At 40.5% G+C, this 25,322-nt stretch carries 25 protein-coding genes and 1 other annotated feature; all 25 genes read left to right on the top strand.

Annotated features, from left to right (window positions below; all coding sequences use genetic code 11):
• The first annotated feature begins 18 nt into the window (after nt 1-18).
• The 25 genes from ftsZ (at nt 19) to pyrE (ending at nt 25,304) form a co-directional block, all read left to right on the top strand.
• Nucleotides 19-1,176: a cell division protein FtsZ gene (gene ftsZ, locus AC1D0Y_RS02515; RefSeq protein ID WP_013058955.1), complete on the top strand. Its 1,158-nt coding sequence runs from the start codon at nt 19-21 to the stop codon at nt 1,174-1,176.
• A 276-nt stretch (nt 1,177-1,452) separates the two neighbouring features.
• Nucleotides 1,453-2,376, top strand: coding sequence for a sigma-E processing peptidase SpoIIGA (spoIIGA, locus tag AC1D0Y_RS02510; protein ID WP_013084851.1), 924 nt, complete (start codon nt 1,453-1,455; stop codon nt 2,374-2,376).
• A gap of 30 nt (nt 2,377-2,406) precedes the next feature.
• Nucleotides 2,407-3,126, top strand: a complete 720-nt coding sequence (sigE, locus tag AC1D0Y_RS02505; RefSeq protein WP_013058953.1) for an RNA polymerase sporulation sigma factor SigE — start codon at nt 2,407-2,409, stop codon at nt 3,124-3,126.
• Nucleotides 3,127-3,274: 148 nt separating this feature from the next.
• Complete coding sequence (sigG, locus tag AC1D0Y_RS02500; RefSeq protein ID WP_013058952.1) at nt 3,275-4,054, top strand: RNA polymerase sporulation sigma factor SigG; 780 nt, start codon at nt 3,275-3,277, stop codon at nt 4,052-4,054.
• A gap of 347 nt (nt 4,055-4,401) precedes the next feature.
• Complete coding sequence (locus AC1D0Y_RS02495) at nt 4,402-4,656, top strand: YlmC/YmxH family sporulation protein (RefSeq protein WP_013058951.1); 255 nt, start codon at nt 4,402-4,404, stop codon at nt 4,654-4,656.
• Nucleotides 4,657-4,730: 74 nt separating this feature from the next.
• Nucleotides 4,731-5,552 carry a peptidoglycan editing factor PgeF gene (gene pgeF / locus AC1D0Y_RS02490; protein WP_098331893.1) on the top strand — a complete coding sequence of 274 codons (822 nt, stop codon included), beginning with the start codon at nt 4,731-4,733 and terminating at the stop codon, nt 5,550-5,552.
• 7 nt (nt 5,553-5,559) lie between these two features.
• Nucleotides 5,560-6,243 carry a YggS family pyridoxal phosphate-dependent enzyme gene (locus AC1D0Y_RS02485; protein WP_477707324.1) on the top strand — a complete coding sequence of 228 codons (684 nt, stop codon included), beginning with the start codon at nt 5,560-5,562 and terminating at the stop codon, nt 6,241-6,243.
• 16 nt (nt 6,244-6,259) lie between these two features.
• The gene (locus tag AC1D0Y_RS02480) at nt 6,260-6,727 is read left to right on the top strand and encodes a cell division protein SepF (protein WP_028410770.1); all 468 of its coding nucleotides are present in this window, start codon (nt 6,260-6,262) and stop codon (nt 6,725-6,727) included.
• A gap of 3 nt (nt 6,728-6,730) precedes the next feature.
• Complete coding sequence (locus AC1D0Y_RS02475) at nt 6,731-7,000, top strand: YggT family protein (RefSeq protein WP_013058947.1); 270 nt, start codon at nt 6,731-6,733, stop codon at nt 6,998-7,000.
• Nucleotides 7,001-7,051: 51 nt separating this feature from the next.
• Entirely contained in the window at nt 7,052-7,825 is a 774-nt protein-coding gene (locus tag AC1D0Y_RS02470) for a YlmH family RNA-binding protein (protein ID WP_028410771.1), read from the top strand.
• Between the two features lie 84 nt (nt 7,826-7,909).
• On the top strand, nt 7,910-8,404 hold the full coding sequence (locus tag AC1D0Y_RS02465) for a DivIVA domain-containing protein (RefSeq protein ID WP_013058945.1): 495 nt from the start codon (nt 7,910-7,912) through the stop codon (nt 8,402-8,404).
• Nucleotides 8,405-8,473: 69 nt separating this feature from the next.
• Nucleotides 8,474-8,694: a binding site (T-box leader), on the top strand.
• Between the two features lie 71 nt (nt 8,695-8,765).
• Nucleotides 8,766-11,531, top strand: coding sequence for an isoleucine--tRNA ligase (gene ileS, locus AC1D0Y_RS02460; RefSeq protein ID WP_028410772.1), 2,766 nt, complete (start codon nt 8,766-8,768; stop codon nt 11,529-11,531).
• A 170-nt stretch (nt 11,532-11,701) separates the two neighbouring features.
• Nucleotides 11,702-11,989, top strand: a complete 288-nt coding sequence (locus AC1D0Y_RS02455; protein WP_013084845.1) for a conjugal transfer protein TraR — start codon at nt 11,702-11,704, stop codon at nt 11,987-11,989.
• Nucleotides 11,990-12,069: 80 nt separating this feature from the next.
• The gene (lspA, locus tag AC1D0Y_RS02450) at nt 12,070-12,537 is read left to right on the top strand and encodes a signal peptidase II (RefSeq protein WP_013084844.1); all 468 of its coding nucleotides are present in this window, start codon (nt 12,070-12,072) and stop codon (nt 12,535-12,537) included.
• Entirely contained in the window at nt 12,534-13,448 is a 915-nt protein-coding gene (locus AC1D0Y_RS02445) for an RluA family pseudouridine synthase (RefSeq protein ID WP_028410773.1), read from the top strand. The genes lspA and AC1D0Y_RS02445 overlap by 4 nt, the downstream gene beginning before the upstream one ends.
• Nucleotides 13,449-13,639: 191 nt before the next feature.
• Nucleotides 13,640-14,182, top strand: a complete 543-nt coding sequence (pyrR, locus tag AC1D0Y_RS02440) for a bifunctional pyr operon transcriptional regulator/uracil phosphoribosyltransferase PyrR (RefSeq protein ID WP_013058940.1) — start codon at nt 13,640-13,642, stop codon at nt 14,180-14,182.
• A 156-nt stretch (nt 14,183-14,338) separates the two neighbouring features.
• The gene (locus AC1D0Y_RS02435) at nt 14,339-15,646 is read left to right on the top strand and encodes a uracil-xanthine permease family protein (protein ID WP_014458388.1); all 1,308 of its coding nucleotides are present in this window, start codon (nt 14,339-14,341) and stop codon (nt 15,644-15,646) included.
• Nucleotides 15,647-15,794: 148 nt separating this feature from the next.
• On the top strand, nt 15,795-16,733 hold the full coding sequence (locus AC1D0Y_RS02430) for an aspartate carbamoyltransferase catalytic subunit (protein ID WP_013058938.1): 939 nt from the start codon (nt 15,795-15,797) through the stop codon (nt 16,731-16,733).
• Nucleotides 16,696-17,985 (top strand): dihydroorotase, encoded by a 1,290-nt coding sequence (locus tag AC1D0Y_RS02425; RefSeq protein ID WP_217598353.1) that lies wholly within the window; start codon nt 16,696-16,698, stop codon nt 17,983-17,985. The genes AC1D0Y_RS02430 and AC1D0Y_RS02425 overlap by 38 nt, the downstream gene beginning before the upstream one ends.
• Complete coding sequence (locus AC1D0Y_RS02420; protein ID WP_028410775.1) at nt 17,970-19,055, top strand: carbamoyl phosphate synthase small subunit; 1,086 nt, start codon at nt 17,970-17,972, stop codon at nt 19,053-19,055. The genes AC1D0Y_RS02425 and AC1D0Y_RS02420 overlap by 16 nt, the downstream gene beginning before the upstream one ends.
• Entirely contained in the window at nt 19,055-22,267 is a 3,213-nt protein-coding gene (carB, locus tag AC1D0Y_RS02415) for a carbamoyl-phosphate synthase large subunit (RefSeq protein ID WP_028410776.1), read from the top strand. The genes AC1D0Y_RS02420 and carB overlap by 1 nt, the downstream gene beginning before the upstream one ends.
• Complete coding sequence (locus tag AC1D0Y_RS02410; protein ID WP_013084838.1) at nt 22,264-23,037, top strand: dihydroorotate dehydrogenase electron transfer subunit; 774 nt, start codon at nt 22,264-22,266, stop codon at nt 23,035-23,037. Before carB ends, AC1D0Y_RS02410 begins: the two co-directional genes overlap by 4 nt.
• Nucleotides 23,034-23,975, top strand: a complete 942-nt coding sequence (locus AC1D0Y_RS02405) for a dihydroorotate dehydrogenase (RefSeq protein WP_016765435.1) — start codon at nt 23,034-23,036, stop codon at nt 23,973-23,975. The genes AC1D0Y_RS02410 and AC1D0Y_RS02405 overlap by 4 nt, the downstream gene beginning before the upstream one ends.
• Nucleotides 23,947-24,669 (top strand): orotidine-5'-phosphate decarboxylase, encoded by a 723-nt coding sequence (gene pyrF / locus AC1D0Y_RS02400; RefSeq protein WP_028410778.1) that lies wholly within the window; start codon nt 23,947-23,949, stop codon nt 24,667-24,669. The genes AC1D0Y_RS02405 and pyrF overlap by 29 nt, the downstream gene beginning before the upstream one ends.
• On the top strand, nt 24,666-25,304 hold the full coding sequence (gene pyrE, locus AC1D0Y_RS02395) for an orotate phosphoribosyltransferase (RefSeq protein WP_028410779.1): 639 nt from the start codon (nt 24,666-24,668) through the stop codon (nt 25,302-25,304). The genes pyrF and pyrE overlap by 4 nt, the downstream gene beginning before the upstream one ends.
• Nucleotides 25,305-25,322 lie beyond the last annotated feature (18 nt).

Raw genomic sequence — 25,322 nt, 5'->3', positions numbered from 1 at the left:
GAATTAGGAGGAACTATCATGTTGGAGTTTGATACAAGTGTAGACCAATTAGCGACGATTAAAGTAATCGGTGTCGGAGGCGGCGGTAACAACGCGGTTAACCGAATGATTGAACATGGCGTCCAAGGTGTAGAATTTATTGCAGTTAATACAGATGCACAAGCATTAAATTTATCAAAAGCTGAAACAAAAATGCAAATCGGCGCTAAATTAACAAGAGGATTAGGTGCAGGTGCTAATCCAGAAGTTGGTAAAAAAGCAGCTGAAGAAAGTAAGGAACAAATCCAAGAAGCCCTAAAAGGTGCAGACATGGTTTTCGTAACGGCTGGTATGGGTGGAGGAACTGGAACTGGTGCAGCTCCAGTCATTGCCCAAATTGCTCGTGAGCTAGGAGCACTAACGGTAGGTGTTGTTACTCGTCCGTTTACGTTTGAAGGTCGTAAGCGTTCTACTCAAGCAGCAGGCGGCATTGCGTCAATGAAAGAAGCAGTGGATACGCTGATTGTTATCCCAAATGATCGCTTATTGGAAATCGTTGACAAAAACACGCCAATGCTAGAAGCGTTCCGTGAAGCGGATAACGTATTGCGACAGGGTGTGCAAGGTATTTCAGATTTAATCGCAGTTCCTGGATTAATTAACTTAGACTTCGCTGACGTGAAAACAATTATGTCTAACAAAGGATCTGCGCTTATGGGTATCGGTATTGCAACTGGTGAAAACCGCGCTGCTGAAGCGGCTAAAAAAGCTATTTCAAGTCCACTTCTTGAAACATCTATCGATGGAGCTCAAGGTGTATTAATGAACATCACAGGCGGTACAAACCTAAGTCTTTACGAAGTACAAGAAGCTGCAGATATCGTTGCTTCGGCTTCTGACCAAGAAGTGAACATGATCTTTGGATCTGTTATTAACGAAAACCTAAAAGACGAGATTGTTGTTACAGTTATTGCAACTGGCTTTAGTGACCAAGATTTATCACAGCCAAAACCAGGTCGTCCTTCGTTATCGGCGAATCGCATGCAGCAATCGACACAGCAGCCGGCTCCACAGCCGAAGCGTGAAGTAAAGCGTGAAGAACCTGTACAGCAAGAATATACGCGTCCATCTCAGCCACAGTCTGAAGATGCGCTAGATATTCCAACATTCTTACGAAACCGTAATCGTAGACGCTAAGAAAATAAAAAACCAAGACCTCTGTTTTATACAGAGGTCTTTTTTTATGCAATGAATCTAGAAAACTCAAAAAGAATATAAAAAACATTCGACATGGTCAATATGATGCCTTTAAAGGGTTTATGTTTTCTTTCTAAAAGTGGTGTGACAAATATCGAATGATTTCCTCAAAAATACTGCTTGTTTCTCGGCATGAACTGACAGACTTTCTAATAGGATGTACTATATACTAATTTTTAACAGAAAAATTCAGAAAGAATGGAGAGGTTATAAACATTGCCAATCTATTTAGATTTAATATGGATGCTGAATTTTGGGTTAGATACGATTTTACTAATGTTATGTGCAGTTGTACTTAAACGGAATTACAAGTGGTGGCGGCTTTTGCTTGGCGGCTTTATCGGTTCATTAATTGTCCTTCTTATGTTTACGCCTTTTTCTCATCTTATGGTTCACCCTGCCATTAAAATTTTATTCTCTTTTTTTATGGTATTGATGACGTTTGGTTATAAACGACTGCGCTTTTTCTTTGAGAATTTATTAACGTTTTATTTTGCAACCTTTGTTGTTGGTGGAGGATTAATGGGCGTTCACTTTTTATTTCAAGATCAGTTTCTTGTTCTTAATCAAATGGTTGATACAAAATCTCCACAGTTTGGTGATCCTATTAGCTGGATATTTGTTCTTATCGGTTTTCCGCTATTATCTTATTTTTCAAAAGCACGAGTTGATGATTTGCGAATGAAAAACATTACATTTGATCAGCTGGTAGATGTAGAAGTTATTTTAAACGAACAGACGCTGTCGATGAAAGGACTTATTGATAGTGGAAACCAGCTTGTAGATCCGCTGACGAAAACCCCGGTTATGATTGTTACAGCAGATTCTTTAAAAGAAATATTGCCTGAAGGCTTAATGGAATTAAGCAAAAATGTCCAATCCTTTTCACACAGCGAAGATATTGATCAAGAGTGGTATTCAAAAGTCCGCTTTGTCCCTTATCGAAGCGTGGGCCAAGCCAATCAGCTGCTTCTTGCTCTAAAGCCAGATATGGTAAGGCTGGTGCATCAGTCCAATACGATTGAAGTCACTAAAGTATTAGTAGGTATTAGTCATACAACGCTTTCAGTGGAGAAGCAATATGAATGTATTGTTCATCCGAAGCTCATTGTTATTGGAGAAGTAAGTTCCGCATCGTAAAAGGTGTGAACAAATAAAGGAGGATACAGAATGGCTACATATCGAATTCGATTTCAATTATGGTGGTACAAATTATTAATTAAACTTAAGCTGAAAACAGATGAAGTGTATTATATAGGAGGAAGTGAAGCTCTTCCACCGCCTTTAACAAAAGATGAAGAAGAAGTACTCCTGAAAAAACTCCCATCAGGAGATGAAGCAGCACGTTCACTGTTGATTGAGCGTAATTTGCGACTAGTTGTTTATATTGCCCGCAAGTTTGAAAATACGGGAATCAATATTGAGGATTTAATTAGCATCGGCACCATCGGTTTAATTAAAGCAGTAAACACATTTAATCCTGAAAAGAAAATTAAGCTAGCGACGTACGCCTCCCGCTGTATTGAAAATGAAATTTTAATGTATTTGCGCCGCAACAATAAAATTCGATCTGAAGTTTCATTTGATGAGCCGTTAAATATTGATTGGGATGGAAACGAACTGCTATTATCTGACGTGATGGGAACCGAAGAAGATATCATCACAAAAGACCTGGAAGCCAATGTAGATCGAAAACTTTTGTTGAAAGCACTGCACCAATTAAATGATCGTGAAAAGCAAATTATGGAGCTGCGCTTTGGGCTAGCCGGCGGAGAAGAAAAAACGCAAAAAGATGTAGCTGATATGCTAGGCATTTCTCAGTCTTATATTTCAAGGCTTGAAAAACGAATTATTAAACGGCTGCGAAAAGAATTTAATAAAATGGTTTAAGTAAAAAAGCTGATTGTATAAGGGCTGAGAAGCATCTTATACAATCAGCTTTTTTAGCGTGGAATTGTCAGAATTGTAAAAGTGCATATTTTTTCCTTCGGAGGAGATACTGAATTCAGAACATCATCTCCTGTTAGGAGGGAAAGAGTTGACAAGAAATAAAGTAGAAATTTGTGGAGTAGATACTTCGAAACTTCCCGTATTAAAAAATGAAGAAATGCGAAAGTTGTTTAAACAAATGCAGGCTGGAGATGGAACAGCAAGAGAAAAGCTAGTAAGCGGAAATTTACGTCTCGTACTCAGCGTGATTCAACGTTTTAACAATCGTGGAGAATTTGTTGATGACTTATTTCAGGTTGGGTGTATTGGATTAATGAAATCCATTGACAATTTTGATTTAAGTCAAAACGTGAAGTTTTCTACATATGCTGTCCCAATGATTATAGGGGAAATTCGCCGCTATTTACGTGACAATAATCCAATCCGTGTTTCTCGTTCCCTTCGTGATATTGCTTATAAAGCTCTTCAAGTTCGTGAAAGGCTTATGAGTGAAACATCCAAGGAACCTACAGCTGAGGAAATTTCAAAAGTCCTAGAAGTGCCGCATGAAGAAATTGTGTTTGCTTTAGATGCTATCCAAGATCCGGTTTCTCTATTTGAACCTATTTACAATGATGGTGGAGACCCAATCTATGTCATGGATCAGCTAAGCGATGAACGCAACCGTGATTCAACTTGGATTGAAGAAATTGCTTTGCAAGAAGGTATGAGAAGATTGAACGAGCGAGAAAAACTAATTTTACGAAAGCGCTTCTTTCAAGGTAAAACACAGATGGAAGTGGCTGAAGAAATTGGTATTTCTCAAGCGCAGGTTTCTCGTTTAGAAAAAGCTGCTATTAAACAGATGAATAAAAATATTCAAAGTTAACAAAAGCTATCTAAACTGGCAGCTGCTCGTGTTCATATAATTAATACCATTCACTTTATTTGATGTTCAACTTAATAAGCATCGTGTCTATAAAAACAGACGCGGTGCTTATTTTGTATGTATCAATGAATACATGACCAAAAGATATTCATATCCTGTTTCCTATTGCTGTGAGGACTTCTAGCTACTTGTTGAGAATGTCTCTTGATGAAAAGCTGTGTAATTAGTAAACAAAATCCCTATAGAAAGAGAATGACAGAGAAAAAATAAGCTTTTCCTTCATGAAATGAAAATTTGAAAATATATATAGGCTAAGGAATAAAGTTGGCTATAGGAGGAGAGAGAGCATGTTAAAGATTTCAGAATTTCAGCTGAAAGATGTAGTGAATGTAGCTGATGGCAAAAAACTTGGAAATGTAGGGGATATTGATATTGACTTAACAACGGGAAAAATACAGGCCGTCATTATCGGAGGCTCTCGTGTATTAGGCTTCTTTGGAAAAGATGATGAAATTGTGATTCCGTGGAAAAATATTGTGAAAATTGGTTCTGATGTCATTTTAGTACGTTATAAAGACGCATTTCAGCCTGAAGAGAATTAGTTTTTTGTCAACAGCACCTAGCAATCTGTGGTACAATATGTGAGAACAAATGAAACAAGGGATGTGTCACATACATGAATCCTGAGCCATTAAAAAAAAGTCATCACGACTCGTTTATGTGGCTGAGCCCTTGGGTAGAAAAGAATGATATGCTTGTTGCTGGTTTCACCACAAAAAATGGTGGTGTGAGTAAACCTCCATTTGCTTCTTTTAACCTAGGGCTTCACGTAAACGATAACGTAGAAGATGTTATTACAAATAGAAAAATTTTAGCAGCCGAACTAGACATGTCTTTTGAAAGCTTTGTATGTGCTGAACAAGTACATGAAGCAACTGTTCAAAAAGTAACAAAAGCCGACTGTACAAAAGGAATCTACAAGTACGAAGAGGGCATAAAAGCAGCGGATGGCATTTATACAAATGAATCTGATATTTTGTTAGCTTTATGTTATGCAGATTGTGTTCCCCTGTACTTCTATGCGCCTGATCACCATTTAGTTGGTCTAGCTCATGCCGGTTGGAAGGGAACAGTGAAAGATATTGCAGGAAATATGATTCGACGTTGGGTAGAGCAAGAAAATGTCCCGATTGAAGATATTTACGTGGCGATTGGCCCTTCGATTGAAGATTGCTGTTATGTTGTCGATAACCGCGTCATTACACAAGTAAACGAAGCAGTTGGCCAAAATGGATATCAAGAAGTAAGCCCTGGACAATACGCGCTTAATTTAAAAAAAGTCAATAAGCTGCTGATTCAAAACGCAGGCGTATTGCCGGAACGAATTTTAACATCGTCGTATTGTACAAGCTGTGAAGATGACCTGTTCTTTTCACATCGCCGCGATCAAGGGAAAACAGGACGCATGTTTAACTTCATAGGCTTTAAGGAGGAGTAATTACATAGTGACAGCTAGCGTAAGTGAAAATCTAGAAGCAGTTCAACAAACAATTGCTGAAGCGTGTAAAAAAGTTAATCGAAATCAAAAAGATGTAGAGCTGATTGCTGTAACAAAATACGTTTCCACAAAACGAGCAGCAGAAGCAGTGGATGCAGGCATTTTACATCTCGGAGAAAACAGGGATGAAGGTCTTCTAGAAAAGTATGAATCAATCGGTGAGAAAGCGACCTGGCATTTTATCGGAAGCTTACAAACAAGAAAAGTAAAAAATGTGATTGATAAAGTTGACTATATTCATTCACTAGACCGATTATCTTTAGCAAAAGAAATTGATAAACGCGCAGGACATCGTATAAAATGTTTTGTACAAGTTAATATTGCCGAAGAACAATCCAAGCATGGCCTTGCTGTAGAAGACGTAATTCCATTTATTCAATCTCTTGAAGAATTTGCAAATATCCAAGTGGTCGGATTGATGACAATGGCTCCTCAAACAGATGACGAGTCTACGCTTCGCAGCTGTTTTCAAGGTCTAAAAAAATTGCAGAGTCGTATACAAGAACTAAACTTACCATATGCACCGTGTACAGAGCTATCAATGGGAATGTCAAACGATTATGCAATTGCAATTGAAGAAGGAGCAACATTCATTCGACTAGGAACCACGTTAGTTGGGAATGAACGTTAAGGAGGTGTAATTCAAGATGAGTATGAAAAATCGCTTTAGAAGTTTTTTTGCTCTTGATGACGATACTGAATATGTAGAAGAACATTACGAACAAGAAGAGTCGGTAGAAGAGCCTGTACAGCAGTCGAGACCAGCAGCGAAAGCTAGTCAGCAGCCGAATCAGCAGCAAAATGTGATTAGCTTGCAAAGCGTTCAAAAATCATCAAAAATGATGCTTTGCGAACCTCGCGTCTATGCCGAAGCACAAGAAATTACGGATCATTTAAAAAATCGTAAAGTCGTAGTTGTTAATTTACAGCGCATTCAACGAGATCAAGCAGTGAGAATTGTCGACTTTTTAAGTGGTACAGTTTATGCTTTAGGCGGGGACATTCAAAAAATTGGAACCGACATCTTTTTATGTACACCTGATAATGTAGACGTAAGCGGAAGCATTTCAGATATGATGGGAGAACACGATACAACAAACGTAAAGAGGTGGTAGTTTTTGGACATCGTTTTTGGGATTCTTGGAAAATTAATTGGGCTTTACTCATGGGCACTGATTATTTACATTTTGATGTCTTGGGTACCCGATGTAAGGGCGTCTAAGTTTGGTCAGCTGCTTGGCAGTATTTGTGAGCCTTACTTAGAGCCTTTTCGTAAAATCATTCCACCTATTGGCATGATTGATATTTCACCTCTTGTCGCAATCTTTTTATTGCGATTTGCTGAAAGAGGCGTGTATTCACTTAATAATGTGGTGGGTTTTATTTAAAAAAGGAATCGCTGGATTCCTTTTTTACATACCAATAGTAGGAGTAATAATATGTCTATTTATGAACATTTTAGGCAAGAAGAACATGGATTTATTGACCAGGTTCTTCAGTGGAAAGAAGATGTCCTACATCAATACAGCCCAAAATTAACGGACTTTTTAGATCCAAGAGAGCAGCAGATTGTGACGGCTATTGTCGGAACTGAAGGAGAGGTTCAAGTTTCATTTGATGGTGGACAACCGTTTGCTGAACGCAAGCGTGCGCTGCTATATCCGGATTACTATGTACCTCAAAGCGAAGATTTTCAGTTGCATATGTATGAGCTCAATTATCCTAAAAAGTTTGTGACGATTGAACATCCTCAAGTTCTTGGTTCGGCGATGTCCTTAGGACTGCGCCGTTCAAAATTTGGCGATATTTTGGTCGCGGGAGACGATATTCAGCTTGTAGCTGCAGAGGAAATTTCTTCTTATATTGAGATGAATTTAACATCAATTGGAAAAGCCAAAGTTTCACTTTCTTCTATTCAAAGAGAGCAGCTGCATGTCGTAAAAGAAGAGCTGATTGAACACGTTTATACAGTTTCTTCAATGAGGCTTGATGTTTTGCTGTCGACCATTCACAATTTATCAAGACAAAAAGTCCAGCCGTTTATTGCAAATGGAGCGGTAAAAGTAAATTTTAAAGTCATTGAACACCCTTCTTTTGAATGTCATGAAGGTGATGTTTTGTCGCTTCGTGGTCACGGCAGAAGTCGTATCGTTTCACTTGAAGGCAAAACTAAAAAAGAAAAATGGCGGATTGTTGTAGGAAAGCAGAAATAAAGAAATCTACTAGCAGGAAATTTTAAAAATATGTCGAATAAACCATTACTAATGACGTAATGAGACAACACGGAGGTGGCCTAGATGCCTTTAACCCCTTTGGATATTCATAACAAAGAGTTTAATCGCGGGTTTCGCGGATATGATGAAGATGAAGTAAATGAGTTTCTTGACCAAGTAATTAAAGACTATGAGCTGGTCATGCGTGATAAAAAGGAGTTAGAAGGAAGAGTATCTGAATTAACAGATCGTCTTGGACATTTTACTAACATTGAAGAAACGTTAAATAAATCAATTTTAATTGCTCAAGAAGCAGCGGAAGATGTGAAGCGAAACGCTGAAAAAGAAGCGAAGCTCATTATAAAAGAAGCAGAAAAAAATGCGGACCGTATTATTAACGAAGCACTGTCTAAGTCTCGTAAAATTGCGATGGACATTGAGGAGACGAAAAAGCAGTCTAAAGTATTTAGAACTCGTTTCAAAATGTTAATCGAAGCACAGCTTGAAATGTTAAACAGCGACGACTGGGATCAGCTGATGGATTATGAGATGCCAGCGCTAGAAGAAAAAATTGACTAGTCAAGACATCATCTTGACTTCTCACGTTTTGTTGTCATATAATTTGGTAACAGATGAAATTTCATATCAAACAGTACGGAGACAGGGACAGTAGCTTTTTTAGTTTGTCAAAGCGAATCGAGGATGGTGCGAGCTCGATAACAAGCAAAAAAGTGAAAATCACCCTAGAGTACCATTGCTGAACCGATGATAGTAAGCAGTGGCGGTTTATTCACGTTACGAATGCAAAGAGGATTTGCGTGCAGCAAATCTACTAGGGTGGTACCGCGGGAGGCCTTCTCGTCCCTTTTTGGGATGAGGAGGTCTTTTTGTTATGGTACAAAAAGATATGAAATTTACGTTTTTTTTTGGAGGGTAAAACATGGAATATAAAGATACATTATTGATGCCAAAAACTGAATTTCCGATGCGTGGAAATTTACCGAACCGCGAGCCTAAAATGCAAGAACAGTGGGCTGAAATGAATATTTATGAAAAAGTACAAAAACGTACGGAAGGCCGTCCGCTATTTGTCCTGCATGACGGACCTCCATATGCGAATGGCGATATTCACATGGGACATGCACTAAATAAAATTTTAAAAGATTTTATCGTTCGCTATAAGTCGATGTCAGGCTTCTGCGCACCTTATGTACCAGGCTGGGATACACACGGTTTGCCAATTGAAACAGCTTTAACAAAAAATAAAAAAGTAAACCGCAAAGAAATGACGGTAGCTGAGTTCCGTAAGCTTTGCGAACAGTATGCTTGGGAACAAGTAAACGGCCAGCGTGAGCAGTTCAAGCGTTTAGGCGTACGCGGAGATTGGGATAATCCATATGTAACGCTTCAGCCGCAGTACGAAGCGCAGCAAATCAAAGTGTTTGGTGACATGGCGAAAAAAGGCTACATCTACAAAGGGTTAAAACCTGTGTACTGGTCCCCTTCAAGTGAATCTGCTTTAGCAGAAGCGGAGATTGAGTACTATGACAAACGTTCAGCTTCTATTTACGTAGCGTTTAACGTAAAAGATGGTAAAGGTGTGCTTGAACAAGATGAAAAATTCATCATTTGGACGACAACACCATGGACAATGCCAGCTAACCAAGGGATTGCTGTCAATCCTGAGCTTCAGTACAGCGTAGTTGAAGCAGATGGAGCAAAATATGTAGTGGCAACTGAACTGATTGAAACAGTTGCTAAAGAAATTGAATGGGCTGACTATAAGACGGTTCGTACGGTAAAAGGTTCAGAACTTGAGCGTGTAGTAGCTGAGCATCCAATCTACAAGCGTGATTCATTAGTTGTTCTTGGCGATCATGTAACAACGGATGCTGGTACTGGGTGTGTTCATACAGCACCGGGACACGGGGAAGACGACTTTATCGTTGGTCAAAAATACGGTTTGGAAGTTCTTTGTCCAGTCGACAGTAAGGGTCATATGACGAATGAAGCACCAGGATTTGAAGGATTATTCTATGATAAAGCGAATAAGCCAATTACAGACAAACTAGAAGAAGAAGGCGCGCTGTTAAAATTAAGTTTCATTACCCACTCATACCCACATGACTGGCGTACAAAGAAACCAACAATTTTCCGTGCAACGGCACAGTGGTTTGCGTCTATTAAAGATTTCCGTGAAGATTTATTAAAAGCAGTAGAAAAAACAAAATGGGTGCCTACTTGGGGTGAAACGCGACTTTATAACATGGTGCGTGACCGCGGCGACTGGTGTATTTCTCGCCAACGTGCATGGGGCGTTCCGATTCCGGTATTTTATGCTGAAAATGATGAGCCAATCATTACGGACGAAACAATCGAACACGTATCAAATCTATTTAGAGAACATGGATCAAACGTATGGTTTGAGCGTGAAGCAAAAGACTTGCTTCCGGAAGGCTTTACTCATGAAGGAAGCCCAAATGGCCGCTTCACAAAAGAAACAGACATCATGGACGTATGGTTTGACTCTGGTTCTTCACATCAAGCTGTTCTGGAAGAACGTGAAGACTTACAGCGTCCGGCTGATTTGTATTTAGAAGGTTCTGACCAATACCGCGGCTGGTTTAATTCAAGTCTTTCTACAAGCGTAGCTGTAACGGGTGAAGCACCTTATAAAGGGGTACTTAGCCACGGATTTGCTTTAGACGGTGAAGGTCGCAAAATGAGTAAGTCATTAGGAAACGTTGTAATACCAGAAAAAGTAATGAAACAACTAGGTGCAGATATTTTACGTTTATGGGTAGCTTCTGTAGATTACCAAGCTGATGTTCGTGTATCTGATAACATTTTAAAACAAGTAGCAGAAGTATATCGTAAAATCCGCAACACGTTCCGTTTCTTACTAGGAAACTTAGCGGACTTTAATCCAACAACTGATGCTGTAGCTGTTGAAGACCTTCGTGAAGTAGACCGCTACATGCTTGTGAAGCTGAACAAATTAATTGATAAAGTGAAAAAATCTTATGATTCATATGAATTCTCAAGCATTTATCACGCAGTGCATAATTTCTGTACAATTGATATGAGTTCATTCTACTTAGACTTTGCAAAAGATGTATTGTACATCGAAGCAGAAAATAATGTAGAGCGTCGCAGCATTCAAACGGTCCTTTATGAAACGTTATTATCGTTAACGAAATTAGTGTCGCCAATTCTTTCTCATACAGCAGACGAAGTATGGGTTCACATTCCAAATGTAACGGAAGAAAGCGTGCAGCTAGTTGATATGCCAGAGGTTCAAGAAATCGAGGGAGCAGATCAATTAGTAGAGAAATGGGATGCATTTATGGAGCTTCGTGATGAAGTATTAAAAGCGCTAGAACAGGCTCGTAATGAAAAAGTAATCGGTAAGTCTTTAGAAGCAAAATTAACGCTGTATCCAACAGCAGATACGAAAGAACTGTTAGCATCTATTTCTGAAAATGTAGGTCAACTCTTCATCGTTTCAGATCTTGAGGTAGCAGAAGGTGAAGCACCTGCTGAAGCACAAAAATTCAGCTATGCTTCAATTGTTGTAAGTAAAGCAGAAGGTGAGAAGTGTGAGCGCTGCTGGGTTGTATCACCAACAGTTGGCGAAGATCAAGATCACCCGACTTTATGTACACGCTGTGCGGATGTTGTAAAAAATCACTACGTTCAGCAGTAATTAACAAAAACACGTCCTTTTTGGGCGTGTTTTTTGCTGTACGAAATTCCCAAATACAATGGTATAAAGCATTTAAAGCCTTAGGAAAAACTTGTGTTGTAGATTCGATGGAAAACTCGGTAAACCTAACATCATTAATACTTCATCTTATCAGCACAGGAGGCGTTTGCATGTATGAAAATTATCTTTCCATTGGACAGGAATTAGCTCTTATTAAAGAAGAATTACAAGATCGCCTATTGAGATATGCTACAGAACAATCTGGTTATATAGATGAAAAGGAACGTTACGTAATAGAAATGATTAAAGCCGATTTAAAAGATGTAGAACATGCGTTAGCAAAGCTTGACGTTGGTGCGTTTGGAATTGATGAACTAACTGGCGAAGTGATGTCTATTCATAAATTAAAAGTAATGCCGACGGCCCGCACAAATGAAGATTTATTTGTTTTATGGTGAGAAGCGAGAAAAAAAATGAATTATGTGCTAAAATGCTTTAGTATGGATTCGTTTGATTTTATTGCGGGAGGAAAACGTTTGTGTTTTATTATCTTATCGCTTTAGCTGTTATACTTATTGATCAGGTAACAAAATGGATGATTGTAAAAGAAATGTATTATGGACAAAGCATCACCGTAATTGAAAACTTTCTTTACATTACCTCTCATCGTAACAGAGGAGCCGCGTGGGGGATTTTACAAGGACAGATGTGGTTCTTTTATCTCATTACGGTGGTTGTGGTAGTCGGTTTAATAATTTATATTCAAAAGCTCAAAAAACAAGATAAATGGTTCGGTATTGCGCTAGCATTAATGTTAGGCGGCGCCATTGGAAACTTTATTGATCGAGTGGTCCGTAAAGAAGTAGTTGATTTCGTAAATACATACATCTTTACGTATGATTTTCCGATTTTTAACGTAGCTGATTCGGCACTTGTCGTCGGAGTAATCATCATGTTTATTATGACGCTGTTTGAAGGGAAAATGAAGAAGGAGCACAAAGAATGAATGTAATTGAAACAGTTATAAATGAAGAACAAGCGGGAGAACGTATTGATAAAGTACTTTCGACTGTAAATGCAGAATGGTCACGTTCACAAGTGCAGCAATGGATTAAAGAAGGTCACGCAAAAGTGAACGATAAAACCGTTAAAGGAAACTATAAATGTAAAACAGGAGACGCTATTATTATCGAAGTGCCGGAACTAGAAGAGCTTGATGTGGTAGCGGAAGAAATGAATTTAGATATTTATTATGAAGATCAAGATGTACTTGTTGTAAATAAACCTCGCGGTATGGTTGTACATCCAGCTCCTGGTCATCATAGCGGTACGCTTGTAAATGGCCTAATGGCTCACTGTAAAGATTTATCCGGTATTAACGGCGTTATGCGCCCTGGTATCGTTCATCGAATTGATAAAGATACATCTGGTTTACTTATGATCGCAAAAAATGATTTAGCTCATGAATCACTAGTTAGTCAGCTTGTAGCTAAAACAGTGACGCGTCGTTATAAAGCTATCGTTCACGGAGTAATTGCGCACGATCACGGTACAATTGATGCGCCAATCGGCCGAGATAAGCAAGATCGTCAAAGCATGACGGTGACTGATGAAAACAGTCGTGATGCAGTGACGCACTTTACTGTATTGCAGCGTTTTAAAGATTTTTCACTAGTCGAATGTAAGCTAGAAACAGGGCGAACACACCAAATTCGCGTTCATATGAAGTATATTGGCTTTCCGCTTGCCGGGGATCCGAAGTACGGACCGAAAAAAACGCTTCCGATTGACGGACAAGCGCTTCATGCAGGTGTATTAGGCTTTATTCACCCTCGTACAAATGAATATATGGAATTTGAAGCACCGGCTCCAAAAGAGTTTAATGAGATGCTAGAGCTTATTGAAAAAAGAAGTTGACAACTGCCATAAGTGATGGCATACTTGTATTAACTTAATAAGAACCTTTAAGAACAGTCCAGAGAGGCTGAGAAGGAAACGGTGCAGAAAAGGCATACTTATAGCCTTTTTGAAGAAATATGTCTAAAACCAAATCCTCTTGCCTCAAGGCAAGAGGATTTTTTTATGTCAACAACTTGAGGTGAAAAACAGTGAACGTAAAAGCTACCGTACTTGACGAACAGGCTATTCGCCGCGCTTTAACTCGAATTGCACATGAGATTATTGAAAAGAATAAAGGAATCGAAAATTGTGTGCTAGTGGGGATTAAAACGCGAGGTATTTATATCGCAAAACGTTTAGCAGAACGAATTGCACAAATTGAAGGAAATACATTGCCAGTCGGAGAACTAGACATCACGCTTTACCGAGATGATTTATCGAAAGTAACAAGCAATGATGAGCCTCTCGTAAAAGGATCAGATATTCCGACAGATATTGCAAATAAGAACGTCATCTTAGTAGACGATGTGTTATATACGGGCCGTACGGTTCGAGCAGCACTTGATGCACTGATTGATATCGGCCGACCTGAACTCATTCAGCTGGCTGTTTTAGTGGATAGAGGGCACCGCGAGCTGCCGATTCGAGCAGACTATGTTGGCAAAAATGTACCGACAGCTAAAAGTGAAAAAATTGCGGTGCATTTAATGGAAGTAGACGAAAAAGACCACGTGTCTATTTACGAAAAATAAATTATATACCCTTTTAAATGGTAGTCCCGTGAGGCTGCAAAAGGGGGGTCACTATACAAGGAAAACTATACTGGGGTATAGCGTCTTCCTTGTATGCTGAAAACCTCTTTGCCTCTGCGTAAAGAGGTTTTTTAATAGTGATAGGAGGAAAAACATATGAGTCAACAACGAGATTTTGTACTTGATATACATGATAAACCAAAAGCAGTAAATTGGTTAACATTGAGTCTACAGCATTTGTTTGCAATGTTTGGGTCGACGGTGTTAGTGCCGTTCCTAGTCGGGTTCAGCCCGGCAATTGCTTTGATTTCAAGCGGGGTAGGAACGCTTGCTTTCCTGCTCATTACAAGAGGTCAAATTCCTTCTTATCTTGGTTCATCGTTCGCGTTCATCACGCCAATCATTTTCGCAAAAGCTTCGTTTGGACCTGAAGAAACGATGGTTGGCTGTTTCTTAGCTGGACTTGTTTATGGAATCGTTGCTTTGATTATAAAAGGAACAGGAATCAATTGGATTATGAAGCTGCTTCCTCCGGTTGTAGTAGGGCCAGTTATTATGGTTATAGGCTTGGGACTAGCTAATACAGCAGTAGGCATGGCTATGAACGATGCAAAAGGAAATTACAGCTTAACTTACCTGATGGTTGCGCTTGTGACACTAGCGATAACAGTTGCTTGCTCAATCTTCTTTAAAAACATTATCAGCCTGATTCCGGTACTGATGGGAATTATCGGCGGATACATCTTTGCTTATACACAAGGATTGGTAGACTTTTCAAAGGTAGTGAAAGCAGAGTGGATTGAAGTACCTCACTTCTACGTGCCGTTCGTCACATACACGCCGTCCATTTCACTGGGGATTGTACTTATCATGGTACCTGTAGCAGTCGTAACACTTTCAGAACATATCGGACACATTCTCGTCTTAAATAAGATTGTGGATCGAAACTATATTGAAAAGCCAGGGCTGCACAGATCGATTTTAGGAGACGGAGTAGCAACTATGCTTGCTGCACTGATCGGCGGACCGCCAAATACAACATACGGTGAGAACATCGGAGTGTTAGCCATCACAAAGGTGCTTAGCGTATTTGTGATAGCAGGAGCAGCAGTCTTCGCGATTTTGTTCGGGTTTGTCGGAAAAATCAACGCTCTTATTTCAAGTATACCAACCCCGGTCATGGGCGGGATTTCAATTCTCTTATTCGGAATCATTGCTTCATCAGGCTTGCGCATGATGGTGGATGCAAAGGTAGACCTTGGATCAAAACGAAACTTAATGATTGCTTCGATTATCTTAGTGTTAGGAATCGGAGGAGCACACTTAGATATCTCAGAACATGTAAAGATTGATAGCATGGCACTGTCTGCCATCATGGGAGTTCTGCTGAATCTAGTTCTGCCGAAAGAGAAGATAAAAGAAGTAGAAAATGTTCAACAAACGTCAGCACGAAAAATTTCATAGAACGCCTTTTAATTGAAATCCAGAGAGGTTTCTAAGGGTGTGTGAAAAGCGCGTTATAGACGAAGCTTGTTTTCTTACACCCTTTCTAAGTTAGAAAGGGTGTTTTTTATAAAGAAATGCGAGGAAAGCAAAAATGGAGGGAATCGATATGAAACATTTAGTGACAGTCTCAACACTAGAAACAAATGAAATTCTAGAGATTTTAGACAGCGCTGAAAACTATCGAACGAATAAACAAGGATGGAAACCGGAAGAGAAAATGTTTGTTGCCAACTTATTTTTCGAAGCGAGCACGCGTACTCGATGCAGCTTTGAAATGGCAGAACAGCAGCTAGGATTAACAACAATTCCGTTTGAAGTAACAACTTCAAGCGTCCAAAAAGGAGAAACGCTTTATGACACGATTGAAACATTAGCTTCAATCGGCGTTCAGTCAGTTGTTATTCGCCACCCGCAAGATCGTTATTATGAAGCACTGCAGGAAAAAGTATCGATTCCCATCATTAATGCAGGAGACGGATGCGGTCAGCATCCAACTCAGTGTCTGCTTGATCTACTGACGATTCGCCAAGAGTTCGGCTCGTTTAAAGGATTAAAAGTCGCAATAGTCGGAGATTTGCGACATAGCCGCGTAGCGAGATCGAATGCTGAAATGCTGACAAAACTAGGGGCGACCGTATATTTTGCGGGACCTGAAGAATGGAAAGATGAAGAGAACAGACACGGTACATATCTTGATATCGATGAAGCAATCGAAACGGTCGATGTTGTGATGCTGCTGCGTATTCAATTTGAAAGGCATGAAGAGAACACTTCAGAGCTTGCACAGAACTACCACAGCCGCTTCGGATTAACCGTTGAACGAGAGCGGAAAATGAAATCACATAGCATTATCCTTCATCCAGCTCCTGTAAACAGAGGAGTCGAAATTGCAGATGAGCTCGTTGAATGTGAACGCTCAAGAATTTTTAAACAAATGCAAAATGGCGTGTACATTCGCATGGCAGTATTAGCAAGAGCGCTACAACCAATTGAAAGGGGACTTAATAATGACAACAATTATCAAAAATGCTACATGGTTAAATAAAGGGAAAATTGAAAAAGTCGAACTGAAAATTGAAAATGGTGTAATTGCTGAAATAGCTTCACACATCGACGTACAGAATGAAGAAGTCATTGATGCAGGCGGGAACTTCTTATCACCGGGTTTAATCGATGTCCACGTTCACTTGCGGGAGCCAGGGGGAGAAAAGAAAGAAACGATTGAAACGGGTACTTTAGCAGCGGCAAAGGGCGGTTTTACAGCAATTGCTGCAATGCCAAACACGCGTCCAGTTCCGGATACTGTTGAACAAATGGAGTGGGTAAACAAGCGTATTGAAGAAACAGCACATGTTCGCGTATTGCCATACGCATCGATTACCACTCGCCAATTAGGAAAAGAACTAACGGACTTTGAAGGCTTAAAAGAAGCAGGCGCATTTGCTTTTACAGATGATGGAGTAGGCGTTCAGTCAACAGGAATGATGCTGGAAGCGATGAAGAAAGCCGCTTCATTAAATAAAGCAATCGTTGCACACTGTGAAGATAATGATTTAATCAACAAAGGCTGCGTCCACGACGGAAACTTTGCAAAAGAACATGGATTAAACGGTATTCCTTCTATCTGCGAAGCCGTTCAAATTGCACGAGATGTCCTGCTTGCTGAAGCAGCAAATTGTCACTACCATGTGTGTCACGTAAGTACAAAAGAATCCATTCGCGCCATTCGGGATGCGAAAAAAGCAGGCATTCGCGTAACCGCAGAAGTAACGCCTCATCATTTACTGCTAAATGAGGAAGACATCCCTGGGCTTGATTCAAACTTTAAAATGAATCCGCCGCTTCGAGGAAAAGATGATCAACAGGCATTAATTGAAGCTTTATTAGACGGAACGCTTGATTTTATCGCCACTGATCATGCACCGCATACAGCGGACGAAAAAGCAGAAGGCATGGAGCTTGCGCCGTTTGGAATTGTAGGACTTGAAACAGCTTTCCCGCTTCTTTATACAAACTTGGTATTAAAAGAAGTAATAACGCTAGAGCAGCTAGTATCATATTTAACAAACAAGCCTGCTGACACGTTCAACCTTCCTTATGGCACCATCGAAGTAGGGAAACCAGCAGATTTAACTATCATTGATCTTGAAACAGAAAAAACAATTAATCCAGAAGAATTTGTATCAAAAGGTAAAAATACGCCGTTTGCTAACTGGGTATGCAAAGGTTGGCCGGTAATGACATTAGTAGAAGGTAAACGAGTATGGGAGGATGTTAAAGCATGCAACGTCAACTAATTTTAGAAGATGGAACAGTATTTATCGGAAAAGGATTCGGCAGCGACAGAGAAATGACAGGAGAAGTTGTTTTCAACACGGGAATGACAGGATATCAAGAAATTCTATCTGATCCATCATACTGTGCACAAATTGTGACATTAACATATCCTTTAATCGGAAACTACGGTATTAACCGCGATGACTTTGAGTCGATTGAACCAGCTGTACACGGTTTGATTGTAAAAGAAGTTTGTGATGCTCCTTCAAACTTCAGAAGCGAACTATCAGTAGATGAATTTTTAAAACAAAAAGATATTCCAGGATTAGCTGGAATCGACACGAGAAAATTAACGCGAAAAATTCGTCAGCACGGTGCGCTTCGCGGACGCGTGTGCAACATGGAAGTCAATGTAGAAGAAGTGGTAGCACAGCTTCAAAATCATGAACTTCCGACTGATTCAGTTAAAAAAGTATCAACAGTGAAGCCTTACCCAAGCCCAGGCAGAGGTAAAAAAGTGGTACTCGTTGACTTTGGAATGAAACACGGAATTTTACGCGAATTAACAGCTCGTCAATGCGACGTGATTGTGGTTCCTTATAACGTAACTGCGCAAGAAATTCTTCAATTAAATCCAGATGGTATCATGTTGAGCAACGGACCTGGAGACCCAAAAGACGTACCTGAAGCAATCGAGATGATTCAAGGGGTTTTAGGAAAGGTTCCTCTTTTCGGAATTTGTTTAGGACATCAGCTGTTTGCGCTAGCATGCGGAGCAGATACAGAAAAAATGAAATTTGGTCATCGTGGATCCAACCATCCTGTAAAGGATCTAAAAACCAATAAAGTAGCTCTTACATCTCAAAACCACGGCTATACAGTATGTGAGCCATCTCTTGTCAACACGCCATTAGAAGTGACGCACGTTGCGCTTAACGATGGAACAGTTGAAGGAGTAAAGCATAAAGAATATCCGGCATTTACGGTTCAATATCACCCTGAAGCATCACCGGGACCTGAAGATGCAAACGGATTGTTCAACGAATTTATGGATCTTATGAAAAACAATCAGAAAGTAGGTAATTGCTAATGCCAAAACGTCAAGATATTAACACAATTCTCGTAATCGGATCAGGACCAATCGTCATCGGACAGGCGGCAGAGTTTGACTATGCAGGAGCGCAAGCGTGTATTGCGCTAAAAGAAGAAGGATACAAAGTTATTCTTGTGAACTCCAATCCTGCAACAATCATGACAGACTCAGAAATGGCAGATAAAGTATATATTGAACCTCTAACGGTTGAATTTGTAAGCTCAATTATTCGTAAAGAACGCCCGGATGCACTGCTTCCAACGCTTGGCGGTCAAACGGGACTGAACTTAGCGGTAGAATTACACGAAACGGGTATTTTAGAAGAATTGAATGTAGAAATTCTCGGGACAAAATTATCGGCGATTGAACAAGCTGAAGACCGTGAGCAGTTCCGTTCACTAATGAATGAACTAAATCAGCCTGTCCCAGCAAGTGAAATCATTCATTCGCTAGACGAAGCGTATGCGTTTGTTGAACAAGTAAACTATCCCGTAATCGTGCGTCCTGCTTATACGCTTGGCGGTACGGGAGGCGGAATTTGTAACAACGAGCAAGAGTTGATTGAAATTGTAACAAGTGGATTAAAACACAGTCCTGTAACACAGTGCTTACTTGAGAAAAGCATTGCAGGCTTTAAAGAAATTGAATATGAAGTAATGCGCGATGCAAACGATAATGCGATTGTAGTATGTAATATGGAAAACTTTGATCCGGTCGGTATTCATACGGGAGATTCAATTGTTGTAGCACCAAGCCAAACGCTAAGCGACCGTGAGTATCAGCTGCTTAGAAATGCGTCACTAACAATTATCCGAGCGCTTAAAATCGAAGGCGGATGTAACGTTCAGCTAGCACTAGATCCAGAAAGCTTCCAGTATTACGTAATTGAAGTAAACCCTCGCGTAAGCCGCTCATCGGCTTTAGCATCAAAAGCAACAGGGTATCCAATTGCAAAATTAGCAGCAAAAATTGCGGTAGGCTTAACATTAGATGAAATGATGAACCCGGTAACTGGGAAGACATACGCATGTTTCGAACCGGCACTAGATTACATCGTATCTAAAATTCCACGCTGGCCGTTTGATAAATTTGAATCAGCTAATCGTAAACTAGGTACACAGATGAAAGCAACAGGTGAAGTAATGGCAATTGGCCGCACGTTCGAAGAGTCAATTTTAAAAGCCGTACGCTCACTTGAGTCAAACGTTCATCACTTAGAACTGAAAGATGCGCATGAATTTGATGATGCCATTATTGAAAAACGTATTCGCAAAGCTGGTGATGAGCGATTATTCTACATCGCAGAAGCCATTCGCCGCGGCGTAACAATTCAACAAATTCATGACTGGAGCAAAATCGATCTCTTCTTCTTAGTAAAACTTGAAAAAGTGATTGCTTTTGAAAATGTGTTAAAAGAAGAGATTCATAACGTAGAAGTTTTACAGGAAGCAAAAGAAATGGGATTTGCAGACTGCACGATTGCTAAGCTATGGAATCAAACAGAGCGTGAAGTATATGACTTCCGCAAACAAAATGGCGTGATGCCAGTGTACAAAACAGTAGATACATGTGCAGCAGAATTTGAATCTACAACACCATATTTTTACGGTACGTTTGAAGATGAAAACGAATCGATTGTTACAGATCGTAAAAGCGTTGTGGTGTTAGGGTCAGGACCAATCCGCATCGGGCAAGGAATTGAGTTTGACTATGCAACAGTTCACTCCGTGTGGGCGATTAAAGAAGCTGGATACGAGGCGATTATTGTCAATAACAATCCAGAAACAGTATCAACTGACTTCAGTATTTCAGATAAATTATACTTCGAGCCGCTGACGATTGAAGATGTGATGCATATCATCGATTTAGAAAAACCAGAAGGTGTGGTTGTACAGTTCGGTGGTCAAACAGCAATCAACTTAGCAGACGAGCTAGAAGCAAGAGGGGTCAAGATTTTAGGAACGTCGCTTGAAAGCTTAGATGCAGCGGAAGACCGTAAAAAATTCGAAGCGACGCTAGCGCGCTTAGAAGTACCTCAGCCGCTTGGAAAGACGGTTACATCCGTAGAAGAAGCAGTGGTTGTGGCAAAAGAAATTGGTTATCCGGTGCTTGTACGACCTTCATATGTACTAGGCGGACGCGCAATGGAAATTGTGTATAAAGAAGAAGAACTGCTTCACTATATGAAACACGCGGTAAAAGTACACGCAGATCACCCTGTGTTAATCGACCGCTACTTAACTGGAAAAGAAATTGAAGTCGATGCCATTTCAGACGGTGAAACAGTGGTTATTCCAGGGATTATGGAACATGTAGAGCGCGCCGGTGTACACTCAGGTGACTCCATTGCTGTATATCCACCGCAAACTCTGTCACAGGATGTAAAAGATACAATCATTGATTACACAACACGTATTGCAAAAGGCTTAAACATTATTGGACTGCTCAACATTCAGTTCGTCTTATCAAAAGGAGAAGTGTTTGTTCTTGAAGTAAATCCTCGTTCAAGCCGTACGGTGCCGTTCTTAAGTAAAATTACGCGTATTCCGATGGCGAATGTCGCAACAAAAGTTATTTTAGGAACAAGTTTGCAAGAGCTTGGCTATGAATCAGGCATGCACCCTGAAGAAGAAGGCGTCTACGTAAAAGTGCCGGTCTTCTCATTTGCAAAGCTGCGTCGCGTAGATATTACGCTTGGACCTGAAATGAAATCTACTGGAGAAGTAATGGGGCAAGATTCAACGTACGAAAAAGCATTATATAAAGGACTAATTGCGTCAGGTATGTCCATTAAGCCGTACGGTTCAGTACTTATGACAGTAGCGGATAAAGACAAAGAAGAGGCAACAGCGCTGGCGAAGCGTTTTGCTAACATCGGCTACCAGGTGATTGCAACGGAAGGAACAGCTTCAACGTTTACAAAAGAAGACATTCGCGTAAAAGTAGTAAATAAAATTCATCATGAAGATCACAATCTTTTAGATGTGATACGAAAAGGTGAAGCGCAGCTTGTCATCAACACGCTAACAAAAGGAAAACAGCCTGCGCGTGACGGATTTAAAATTCGCCGTGAAGCAGTTGAAAATGGTGTACCTTGCTTAACATCACTTGATACAGCAGAAGCGATTTTACGAGTGCTTGAAACGATCAGCTTCCATACAACACCAATGAAAAAAGTTCGTCCAACTAAAGAGGTGACAACCGTATGATCAAACATGAAATGATGCAAGTCGTCAGTCAGCGACCGTTAACACACAATGTATATGAATTAACCCTTCAAGGCGAGCTTGTTCGTTTCATGAATGAGCCGGGGCAGTTTGTGCATATCCGCGTTAACAACGACTATTTGCCTCTGCTTCGCAGACCAATCAGTATTGCAGAAATTGACCAAACGCACGAACAGTTTACGATGATTTACCGTGCAGAAGGGGCGGGAACATCGCTGCTTGCCGAAAAACAAGCCGGACAGTCGATTGACGTGTTAGGTCCGCTTGGCCACGGTTTTCCATTGGAAGCGATAGAGTCAGGTCAAACGGCTTTATTAGTAGGGGGAGGCATTGGAGTGCCTCCGCTCTATGAGCTTTCAAAAAGACTTCGTGAAAAAGGCGTGCAGGTTATTCACGTCTTAGGCTTTCAATCAAAGGCAGACGTATTTTACGAGCGAGAGTTTTTAGCTTTAGGAGAAACATATATTGCAACGGTAGACGGCTCTTACGGAACAAAAGGTTTTGTCACAACGGTGATTGACGAGCAGCAGTTTTCATATGACGTTATGTTTTCATGCGGTCCAACTCCGATGTTAAAAGCACTAGAAAATAATTATACAAACAAGCCGCTTTATATTTCTTTAGAAGAAAGAATGGGCTGTGGAATCGGCGCTTGTTTTGCATGTGTATGCAGAGAAAGTGAAGATTCTACGGCGTATAAAAAAATCTGCAGCGACGGTCCCGTCTTTCAAGCAGGGGAGGTGCTTCTATGAGTATGCTAAAAACGACATTGCCAGGATTAGATTTGAAAAATCCAATTATGCCCGCATCCGGCTGTTTTGGATTTGGGCGTGAGTATGCTCAATTTTATTCACTTGATGCACTTGGAGCCATTATGATTAAAGCGACTACTGCGGACACTCGTTTTGGCAATCCAACTCCTCGCGTAGCGGAAACATCTGCAGGAATGTTAAATGCGATTGGATTACAAAATCCTGGGTTAGAAAAAGTAATGAACGAAGAGCTCGTTTGGCTTCAGCAATATGACGTGCCGATTATCGCGAACGTAGCCGGTGCTTCAATTGAAGAATATGTGCACGTGGCAAAAGAAATTTCAACCGTATCAAATGTAAAAGCACTTGAATTGAATATTTCATGTCCTAACGTAAAAGAAGGCGGAATTGCGTTTGGCGTAGATCCTGTCATTGCTGCTCGTTTAACGAAAGCGGTAAAAGATGTTTCAAATGTTCCAGTTTATGTTAAACTATCACCAAACGTATCCAATATTGTAGACATGGCGATGGCTGTTGAAGAAGCCGGCGCGGATGGCTTAACGATGATCAATACGCTTCTCGGGATGCGTCTGGATTTGAAAACAGCTCAGCCGGTTTTAGCGAACGGCACAGGCGGACTGTCAGGCCCATCCATTAAACCTGTAGCGATTCGAATGGTATATGAAGTGAGTCAAAAAGTGAACATTCCAATTATCGGTATGGGCGGAGTGACAACTGCTGAAGATGCACTCGAGTTCCTATATGCAGGTGCAAGTGCAGTGGCGGTTGGTACAGCAAACTTTGTTGACCCGTATGTATGTCCAACCATCATTGACGAACTGCCAAGGCTATTAACATCATTAGGATACGAGCATGTTTCAGAATGTATCGGAAGGAGCTGGAAAAAGCGTGAAGCAACCGTTAATCATTGCTCTTGATTTTTCATCAATTAACGATGTACAGCAGTTTTTAATGCCTTTTCAACAAGAGTCATTGTTTGTGAAAGTAGGCATGGAACTGTTTTATAAAGAAGGGTTATCCATTATTTCTGCATTAAAAGAGCAAAACCACCAAATCTTTTTAGACTTAAAGCTTCATGATATTCCCAATACGGTAAAGCAAGGGATGAAGTCTTTAGCTTCTCTTGAAGTGGATTTGGTTAACGTTCACGCAGCGGGCGGAATGAACATGATGCAAGCAGCCGTTGAAGGACTTGACTTAGGAACCGCTGCGGGCAAAAAACGCCCGGATTGTATTGCGGTTACTCAGCTAACGAGTACATCTGATGAAATGCTAAAAGAGCAGCAGCTCATCACACATTCGATGCAAGAAGTGGTTACGCATTATGCAGCGCTTGCTAAAAAAAGTGGACTTGACGGCGTTGTATGTTCTACTCATGAGGTGCCTTCGATTCGAAACGCAGCAGGAGAGGACTTTTTGACCGTAACGCCGGGTATTCGTATGGGCACAGATTCAGTAGATGACCAAGTCCGTGTGGCAACACCTCAGCTAGCGAGAGAATATGGCTCAAGTGCCATTGTCGTTGGACGTTCTATTACTAAAGCAAAAGACCCGCTTAAAGCATATTATGAGATGTTACAGCAGTGGAAAGGGGAGCGTATTACGCGATGACAAAACTACGAAAAGAAATTGCAAAACAATTAATTGATATTGAGGCAGTAAGCCTTCAACCAAACGCGCCGTTTACGTGGGCCTCTGGAATTAAGTCACCTATTTATTGTGACAACCGTCTAACGCTTAGCTACCCGAAAGTGCGAAAAGAAATTGCAAAAGGTCTGCAGCATTTAATTAAAACGTATTTTTCCAATGCAGAAGTGATTGCTGGTACCGCTACAGCTGGTATCCCTCATGCAGCGTGGGTAAGTGAAGCGCTAGAGCTTCCAATGTGCTATGTGCGAAGCAAAGCAAAAGAACATGGCCAAGGAAATCAAATCGAAGGAAAAGTAACAAAAGGTCAAAAAGTAGTTGTGATTGAAGATTTGATTTCAACTGGCGGAAGTGTGTTTACAGCAGTGGATGCATTAAAAGCGCAGGGATGTGAAGTGCTGGGAGTTGTGTCTATCTTTACATATGAGCTGGAAAAAGCGCGTCAGCTGTTTAAAGAAAAAGAACTTCAAGTTTATTCGCTAACAGACTACTCTACGCTAGTAGAAGCGGCAAACGAAGCGGGATACATTGAAGAAGAAGCGATGGACAAGCTATTTAAATGGCGTGAAAACCCTTCAGACCCTTCATGGATGAACTAAACTCAATAAAAACCCCCT

The organism is Priestia sp. P1_B12_1 (assembly GCF_056406695.1).
This window is presented reverse-complemented; position numbering and strand designations above follow the sequence as displayed.